A 7350-nucleotide genomic window follows, 5' to 3' on the forward strand; every position below is an offset into this window, starting at 1 on the left:
ACGCGGTGACGACCCGCTTCGGCCGCCGCAGCCCCGGCGACGACCTCACGGCCGCGCGCTTCACGGGCTCGGCGACCCGGGCCGTTCCCGGCGGCCGCTGAAGGATGTCGTAAGGTTCGTTGGCGCCGCCGTCAGGGCAGGCGGCGGCCCTGGCTGACCGTCATCGCCGAGGCGAGGGTCGCCGCGTACCCGGCGTCCGATCCGGCGATGCGCGCCGCGTCGAGGCTGCTCTGGGACGCCACGGCGAAGACCAGCACGCCGAGGAGCGTTCCCGCACCGACGAGCCAGAGATACGCCCGCGCGAAGACCTTCGGAATCCGCACGGCACAGGGGTTTTCCCCTAGGTAGAGCTGTGACGAGGACGAGTCGTTCATGGCCGGCGTTCCCGCGGATGACTGACGCCCGGTCGAACCGTCGATCGCTCACGCGCATTCGGTTCGCCACTAGCATCCAACGCGGCCCTACGGCAGAGGTTCGCCGACCCGGTTCCGTTATTTTCGCAAGTTTTTTGTGCGTGGTTAACGTGGGATCGCCAGGCGCGCCGAGGTGGGCTTCCTTACCCGTTCGCGCGACCGGATCGACCTATCGGCTCAAGGCCCCCGCGCGCCTTTCCTTCCCCCCTCTGCGGGAGAGTGGCCCGCGAAGCGGGTCGGGAGAGGGGGCGCGTTGTCCGGAGACTTCGCTCCCCTCTCCCGACCCTCCCTGACGCGAGGCACACCCTCCCCCGCAGAGGGGAGAGAGAACGCGGTTCCGTTTCCGCGCGTTATGATGACGCTGGGCCGCCCATCAAAAGGACCCGGCGCCGAAATCCGCGGATCGGCGCTCGCGGGCGCCTAGCCTTCCTTCGCCGAGACCTTGCCCAGGGCGGCCTGCGCGGCGGCGAGGCGGGCGATCGGCACGCGGTAGGGCGAGCACGACACGTAGTCGAGGCCGACCTCCTGGCAGAAGCCGATCGAGGCCGGGTCGCCGCCGTGCTCGCCGCAGATGCCGAGCTTGATGTCGGGGCGGACCGAGCGGCCGCGCTCGACGCCGATCCGCACCAGCTCGCCGACGCCCTCCTGGTCGATGGTCACGAACGGGTCGGCGGCCAGGATGCCCTTCTGGGTGTAGGGCCCGAGGAAGGTCGCCGCGTCGTCGCGCGAGATGCCGAGCGCCGTCTGCGTCAGGTCGTTGGTGCCGAAGGAGAAGAACTCCGCCGTCGCCGCGATCTCGTTGGCCTTGAGCGCCGCGCGCGGCAGCTCGATCATGGTGCCGACCTGATAGCCGATCGCCTTGCCGGTCTCCTCCGACACCGCCTTGGCGGTGGCGTCGATGCGGGCCTTCACGATGTCGAACTCGGCGCGGGAGAACACCAGCGGCACCATCACCTCGGGGGTGACCGGCGCGCCGGTCTCCTGCGCCGCCTGGACGGCCGCCTCGAAGATGGCGCGGGCCTGCATCTCCGCGATCTCCGGGAACGCGATGGCGAGGCGGCAGCCGCGGAAGCCGAGCATCGGGTTGAACTCGGAGAGCTCGCGCATCCGGTGGCGGATCCGGTCCTCCGCGATGCCGGTGGCGTCCATCACCTCCTTCACCTCGGCGTCGGAATGCGGAAGGAACTCGTGCAGCGGCGGGTCGAGCAGGCGGATCGTGACGGGCAGGCCCGACATGATGGTGAACAGCTCGACGAAGTCCTGGCGCTGGTAGGGCAGGATCTTGGCGAGCGCCGCGCGGCGCCCCTCCGCGTCGTCGGCCAGGATCATCTCGCGCACCGCGATGATGCGGTCGCCTTCGAAGAACATGTGCTCGGTGCGGCACAGGCCGATGCCCTCGGCGCCGAAGTCGCGGGCGGTGCGGGCGTCGGTCGGCGTGTCGGCGTTGGCGCGCACCTTCATGGTGCGGTACGCGTCGGCCCAGCCCATCAGGGTGGCGAAGTCGCCCGACAGCTCGGGCGCCAGCATCGTCACCTCGCCCTGCAGCACCTGCCCCGTCGAGCCGTCGATGGTGATGCGGTCGCCGGCCTTCAGCGTCACGCCGCCGACCGTGAGGGTCTGCGCCTTGTAGTCGATCCGGATCGAGCCGACGCCCGACACGCAGGGCTTGCCCATGCCGCGGGCGACGACGGCCGCGTGGGAGGTCATGCCGCCGCGCGTGGTCAGGATGCCCTCGGAGGCGTGCATCCCGTGGATGTCCTCGGGCGAGGTCTCGATGCGCACGAGGATGCACTTGCGCTCGGCCTTGCGCAGGGTCTCGGCATCCTCGGAGTTGAACACGATCTCGCCGGTGGCGGCGCCCGGCGAGGCCGGCAGCCCCTGCGCGATCACCTTGCGCTCGGCCTTCGGGTCGATCGTCGGGTGCAGGAGCTGGTCGAGCGCGCCGGGCTCGATCCGGGCGATCGCCTCCTCCTGCGTGATCAGGCCCTCGCCGGCCAGATCCACGGCGATGCGGAGCGCCGCCTTGGCGGTGCGCTTGCCGTTGCGGGTCTGGAGCATCCAGAGCTTCCCGCTCTCGATGGTGAACTCCATGTCCTGCATGTCGCGGTAATGGGTCTCGAGGATGCCGTAGATCCGCGTCAGCTCGGCGTAGGATTCGGGCATCGCCCGCTCCATCGACGGCTTCTCGGACTTGGCCTCGAGCCGGGCCTTCTCGGTGATGTCCTGCGGGGTGCGGATGCCGGCGACGACGTCCTCGCCCTGCGCGTTGATCAGGAACTCGCCGTAGAGCGCGCGCTCGCCGGTGGACGGGTTGCGGGTGAAGGCGACGCCGGTGGCCGAGGTGTCGCCCATGTTGCCGAACACCATGGCCTGGACGTTGACGGCGGTGCCCCAGCTCTCGGGGATGGCGTTCAGCTCGCGGTACTTCTTTGCCCGCGGGATCATCCACGAATCGAACACCGCGCCGATGGCGCCCCAGAGCTGGTCCTCGGCGCCCTGCGGGAACGGCGAGCCGTGCTCCTCGACGACGATCGCCTTGTACTTCTCGATGAGGTGCTTCCAGTCGTCGGCACCGAGCTCGGTGTCGAGATCGAAGCCCTTGCCCTCCTTGTAGTGCTCCAGCGCCTCCTCGAAGGCGTGGTGCTCAACGCCCAGCACCACGTTCGAGTACATGGTGATGAAGCGGCGGTAGGAATCGTAGGCGAAGCGCGGGTCGCCCGAGCTCTCGGCGAGCGCGGCGACGGTCGCGTCGTTGAGGCCGAGGTTGAGCACCGTGTCCATCATGCCCGGCATCGAGGCGCGGGCGCCCGAGCGCACCGAGACGAGGAGCGGGTTCGCCGCATCGCCGAAGGTCTTGCCGGTGATCGCGCCGACCTGCTCGAGGGCGGTGGCGACCTGCGCCTTCAGCTCGGCCGGATAGGTCTGGCCGTTCTCGTAGTAGGCGGTGCAGACCTCGGTGGTGATGGTGAAGCCGGGGGGCACCGGCAGGCCGAGATTGGACATCTCGGCGAGGTTCGCGCCCTTGCCGCCGAGCAGGTCGCGCATCTGCGATTTGCCCTCGGCCTTGCCGTCGCCGAAGGTGTAGACCCACTTCGCGGTGCCGCTCGTCATATCGATTCCGTCCGTCGTGCAAGAGGACTCGCGTCCAAGGGTCTTGCGTCAAAAGGATCTTGCGTCAAAGGAAGCCGGCGTCGAAGGGTTTGCCGGCCCCTCGGGCCCATCGGTGCGGGTTGGACCATCCCGTGTTGCAACGCAAGATGAACGTCCGCGCGCCGGGTCACCCGGCATGTGACGCTCCGCGTTCATTGTCAGTCGCGAGCGGGCCTGACGGCGTCACGATAGACCGCGGAACAGGCCGAGGCCAATCACCCCGACGGCGATCAGGTAGATCGCGACGATGTAGTTCAGCAGCCGCGGCGCGATCAGGATCAGGATCCCGGCCAGGATGGCGATAGCCGGCTGCAGGTGCGAGATCGAGATGGTCATGGCGAAGCCCTCCGGCGGCCGAGCTTGACCGCCGGAGGGCGACGCACGATGGCGCGCACGGTTCCCGCCCGGCGTCAGGACGCCGGGGGCCAGGACGGCACGATTTCGTACTGGATCGGCTTGAAGGCGAAGTTGTTGGATTGCAGCGCCGAGCAGGCGGTGAGCCCGATCACTAGGTCCTGCATCGCCTCGAACACGATCCTGTCTCCGGCGCGGCTCAGGGGCGGCTCGACCTTCAGCCCGCCGGTATTCCCGTCCACGGTCACGTTCATGAAGACGTTGAACGCCACCGGGATCCGGTCCGGCCCGATCCCGAAGGGCTCGAGGGCGGCCGCGAGGTTGCCGAAGCAGCCGCGGTGCGGCTCGGCGTCGCCGTAGATGATGCGGAAGGTGTCGGCCGAGCACGGCGTCAGCAGGAAGTCGTGCCGGCCGACCGTGTCCGCGACGATGCGGAGCATCACGTTGGAGCGGTTCGAGTAGAGCGGGTCGCCCGTGGTCAGGTAGATCCGGCTGGCATAGTCCAGCGTCCGGCCCGACGAGATCACCTCGTCGAGGTCGTCGCGGCGGAAGGCCAGCATGTCGGCGACCTGCTCGCCCTGCGGGTCGGTGACCACCAGGAACTGGCCCTTGTCGAGGGTGAAGGCCGTCCCCGAGCGCGGCGCGATGGTGTGACGGCCGCAGGACGGATGCGGCTCAGACATCGGAGCCGCCCTTCGTGCGCCCGCTGAACGGGCAGGCCCAGTCGGCGTCGACCGCGCGGCCGCTGTACTGGCGCGCTTCGGAGATCTCGCCGTGCCGAGACAGCATCGGGTTGATCGAGCCGGCGAACGCCGCGTCGCGCGCCAGGATGTTCTCGCGCAGCTTCTCGTAGCGCCCCTCGGCGCGCAGCCGCTCGAACTGATCGTGCAGGTTGAAGACCAGGACCGGCGACGTGAAGCGCCTGGCCGGCCGGCTCGCGCCCGGATGCAGGCCGACGATGAAGAACGCCTCGCCGCCGAAGCTGAGGGAGAAGTGCGCGTCCTCCGGGTCGGCCGAGACGCGCCGGTCGTAGGCCTGGCCGAGGAAGCCGTCCTTGTCGGAGAGCGACTGGGCCCGCGCCCACAGGTTCTCCTCGAAGGCCTGCTCGGACAGGTCGCCCGGCCCTTCGAACACGATGGCGAAGCTCTGGAACAGGTCGGGCTGGGCGCGGTAGCGCGCGATGAAGGCGAGCAGCGCCGGGTAGATGCGCGTGTCGTCCCAGCCGGAGGTGATGTCGCGGGCGACCACGATCTTCATCCGCCCCCGCGACAGCGCCGACTTCGCGCCGACGCACGGGAAGGGCTGCGCCCGAATGAAGTCCCGGAACGCCGCCGCCAGCGGATGGTCGGCATCGTCCCGTGGCAGCCGGAGCGGCGCCGCGTGCAGGGATGACAGGTCCGGAGCGAGCGAAAACCCGCGGTTGTCCGCGTAGGAAAGCATGAGATCCCGCGTCTACGATGAAATATGCGGCACGGTTGCCGATGCCGGAGGCAGATTGGCGTCCGGATCGGGGGAACCGGCCTCAGACGGTGCGGTTCCTGATCCCGGCCGACTCCGCCGCGATCGGTCGCACTCTGCTGTGGACAGTGCCGGCTCGGCCGGGGATGCCCGCCTCGACGATCCGATCGCAGCCGGGATCGGCGGCGGGTGCCGGACGCCTCAGCCTTCCGGACGCACCCGCCTTCCGAATGCCTCAGCCTTCGGCCTCGACCAGGATCTCGCGCTTGCCGGCATGGTTGGCGCCGCCGACGATGCCTTCCTGCTCCATGCGCTCCATGATCGAGGCGGCGCGGTTGTAGCCGATCTGCAGGCGACGCTGGATGTAGCTGGTCGACGCCTTCTTGTCGCGAAGCACCACCTGCACCGCCTGGTCGTAGAGGTCGCCGCCGGCCTCGCCGAACGAGCCCTGGTCGAACACGGCGCCGTCGAGCTCCAGCTCGTCGCCGCCCCTGCCGGCGCCCTGGGCGGCCCCCTTGGGGGCATCCTCCGACCCGTCGTCGGCGGTGACTGCCTCGAGGTAGGCCGGGCGGCCCTGGCGCTTGAGGTGGGCGACCACGCTCTCGACCTCCGAATCCGAGCAGAACGGCCCGTGCACCCGGGTCGTGCGCCCGCCGCCGGCCATGAACAGCATGTCGCCCTGGCCCAGGAGCTGCTCGGCGCCCATCTCGCCCAGGATCGTGCGCGAGTCGATCTTGCTCGTCACCTGGAAGCTGATCCGGGTCGGGAAGTTCGCCTTGATCGTCCCGGTGATCACGTCCACCGACGGACGCTGCGTCGCCATGATCAGGTGGATGCCCGCCGCGCGCGCCATCTGCGCCAGGCGCTGGATCGCCCCCTCGATGTCCTTGCCGGCCACCATCATCAGGTCGGCCATCTCGTCGACCACGATCACGATGTAGGGCAGCGGGGAGAGGTCCATCTCCTCGTTCTCGTAGACGGCCTCGCCGGTCTGCCGGTCGAAGCCGGTCTGGACGGTACGGGTCAGCACCTCGCCGCGCAGGCGCGCCTCCTCGAGCCGGGCATTGAACCCGTCGATGTTGCGCACGCCGACCTTGGACATCTTCTTGTAGCGCTCCTCCATCTCGCGCACCGCCCATTTGAGGGCGATGACCGCCTTCTTCGGGTCGATGACGACGGGGGAGAGCAGGTGCGGGATGCCGTCGTAGACCGACAGCTCCAGCATCTTCGGGTCGACCATGATCAGGCGGCACTCCTCCGGCTTCATCCGGTAGAGGAGCGAGAGGATCATGGTGTTGATCGCCACCGACTTGCCCGAGCCGGTGGTGCCGGCCACCAGCAGGTGCGGCATGCGGGCGAGATCGGCGATGATCGGCTCGCCGCCGATGTTTTTCCCTAAGCACAGCGCGAGCTTGTGCTTGGTCTCGACGAAGTCCGGGGCCGAGAGGAGCTCGCGCAGGTACACGGTCTCGCGCCGCGCGTTCGGCAGCTCGATGCCGATGGCGTTGCGGCCGGGCACGACCGCGACGCGGGCCGAGACCGCCGACATCGAGCGGGCGATGTCGTCGGCGAGCGAGATGACGCGGGAGGACTTCGTGCCGGGCGCCGGCTCGAGCTCGTAGAGGGTCACGACCGGGCCTGGGCGCACCGCGAGGATGTCGCCGCGCACGCCGAAATCCTGGACCGTCTGCTGCAGGTTGAGGGCGTTCTGCTCCAGCACGTCGGCATCGACCTCGGGGCTCTCGCCGGGCACCGGCATGGCGAGGAGATCGAGGGCGGGAAGCTCGTAGTCGGCGTTCTCGACCGAGGCGATGGCGAGGTGCCGGCCGGCGGCGATCAGGTGTGGGCGGCCGACGATCGGCATCGCCGGGGCGGGGATCGCGGGCGCCTGGACGACCGGTTCGGCGTAGGCCTCCACGGGGGCGGGGACCTCCTCGGGCTCGGGGGCCGGCGCGACCGCGACCGGCTCCGGTGC

Annotated in this window: 6 protein-coding genes; all 6 read right to left on the bottom strand. The window is 69.6% G+C overall.

The features are described 5' to 3' along the window. Positions 1–131: 131 nt before the first annotated feature. Complete coding sequence (locus FV223_RS15925) at positions 132–323, bottom strand: hypothetical protein (RefSeq protein WP_147727952.1); 192 nt, start codon at positions 321–323, stop codon at positions 132–134. Between the two features lie 510 nt (positions 324–833). Then, entirely contained in the window at positions 834–3524 is a 2691-nt protein-coding gene (gene ppdK / locus FV223_RS15930; protein WP_147727953.1) for a pyruvate, phosphate dikinase, read from the bottom strand. A gap of 222 nt (positions 3525–3746) precedes the next feature. Next, a complete protein-coding gene (locus FV223_RS15935; RefSeq protein ID WP_147727954.1) occupies positions 3747–3899 on the bottom strand; it encodes a DUF3096 domain-containing protein in 153 nt (50 codons plus the stop codon). Positions 3900–3973: 74 nt separating this feature from the next. Further along, positions 3974–4600, bottom strand: a complete 627-nt coding sequence (locus FV223_RS15940) for an urea carboxylase-associated family protein (RefSeq protein ID WP_147727955.1) — start codon at positions 4598–4600, stop codon at positions 3974–3976. After that, positions 4593–5357: a guanitoxin biosynthesis heme-dependent pre-guanitoxin N-hydroxylase GntA gene (gene gntA / locus FV223_RS15945; protein ID WP_147727956.1), complete on the bottom strand. Its 765-nt coding sequence runs from the start codon at positions 5355–5357 to the stop codon at positions 4593–4595. Before gntA ends, FV223_RS15940 begins: the two co-directional genes overlap by 8 nt. Before the next feature lie 253 nt (positions 5358–5610). Continuing rightward, positions 5611–7350: DNA translocase FtsK (locus tag FV223_RS15950; RefSeq protein WP_281407447.1), on the bottom strand; the 1740-nt coding region annotated here is incomplete at its 5' end.

The organism is Methylobacterium sp. WL116 (genome assembly GCF_008039455.1).
In the GTDB taxonomy this organism is placed as follows: domain Bacteria; phylum Pseudomonadota; class Alphaproteobacteria; order Rhizobiales; family Beijerinckiaceae; genus Methylobacterium.

Excerpts from the sequence above, each read along its gene's own strand:
- ppdK (WP_147727953.1), bottom strand. The coding sequence starts at position 3,524 with ATGACGAGCGGCACCGCGAAGTGGGTCTACACCTTCGGCGACGGCAAG.
- FV223_RS15940 (WP_147727955.1), bottom strand. The coding sequence starts at position 4,600 with ATGTCTGAGCCGCATCCGTCCTGCGGCCGTCACACCATCGCGCCGCGC.
- FV223_RS15935 (WP_147727954.1), bottom strand. The coding sequence starts at position 3,899 with ATGACCATCTCGATCTCGCACCTGCAGCCGGCTATCGCCATCCTGGCC.
- gntA (WP_147727956.1), bottom strand. The coding sequence starts at position 5,357 with ATGCTTTCCTACGCGGACAACCGCGGGTTTTCGCTCGCTCCGGACCTG.